Origin of the sequence: Hallella bergensis DSM 17361 (genome assembly GCF_000160535.1) — a bacterium.
GTDB classification, from domain to species: domain Bacteria; phylum Bacteroidota; class Bacteroidia; order Bacteroidales; family Bacteroidaceae; genus Prevotella; species Prevotella bergensis.
Map to the genome: position 1 here is coordinate 1 of NZ_GG704804.1, position 683 is coordinate 683.

Sequence of the window (683 nt, forward strand, 5' to 3'; positions counted from 1 at the left end):
AATGATGTGGAAGTACAATTGCAAGAAAAGAAATCAGTATTATGATTCAGCAATCCGCCTCTATATCCATGAAAAAGATGGGCGGGTGGAAGATTTCGAAAATTATTCCGGTCTCAGAGTCGATAATTTCAAGATGGATTCGTAACTTTACGGCAGAAACCAAGGGACAAGTCGTTATGAAAAGTAAATCGTCCATCAAGTCAGCATCCTCCGTGACAAAAACCGGTGACTCAGAGATTAAGGCCTTGCAGGCAGGGATTAGACGCCCGAAATGGAATAAGTCTAATCGTATTATTGGATATGACTGGGAATCTAGTATTGATAGTGACGTAAATCAAAAGGCCCTGAAAGCAGGTCGTCTATCTTTAGGTTGGGCAGACTATGTGTTCGGACCTTCATTAATCATACCAGGCATAATTGATATTTTTGAACTAAAGCAATAAATATGAAAAGATTAATAACAATGTTACTTATGTGTTGCTTCACGCTTTTAAGCTGCAGGTACACGGAGGATGAATTTCATCATTATACTATAACATTCTACAACAAATCCGACCAATGGGTTTATGTAGATTGGTCTAACCGGTATCAGGCCAGGCTCTCTACACCTATGAACGGTGTGTTATATTCTCCAGATGTATATAAAGTGGCTCCTCACAGTTACAATAGGAGCGCTTTAGCAA

At 39.4% G+C, this 683-nt stretch carries 1 protein-coding gene; it reads left to right on the top strand.

Translation table 11 applies throughout. The annotated features are described in order from the left end of the window. Positions 1-41: 41 nt before the first annotated feature. Positions 42-443: a hypothetical protein gene (locus HMPREF0645_RS14040; protein WP_007175506.1), complete on the top strand. Its 402-nt coding sequence runs from the start codon at positions 42-44 to the stop codon at positions 441-443. Positions 444-683 lie beyond the last annotated feature (240 nt).

Excerpts from the sequence above, each read along its gene's own strand:
- HMPREF0645_RS14040 (WP_007175506.1), top strand. The coding sequence starts at position 42 with ATGATTCAGCAATCCGCCTCTATATCCATGAAAAAGATGGGCGGGTGG.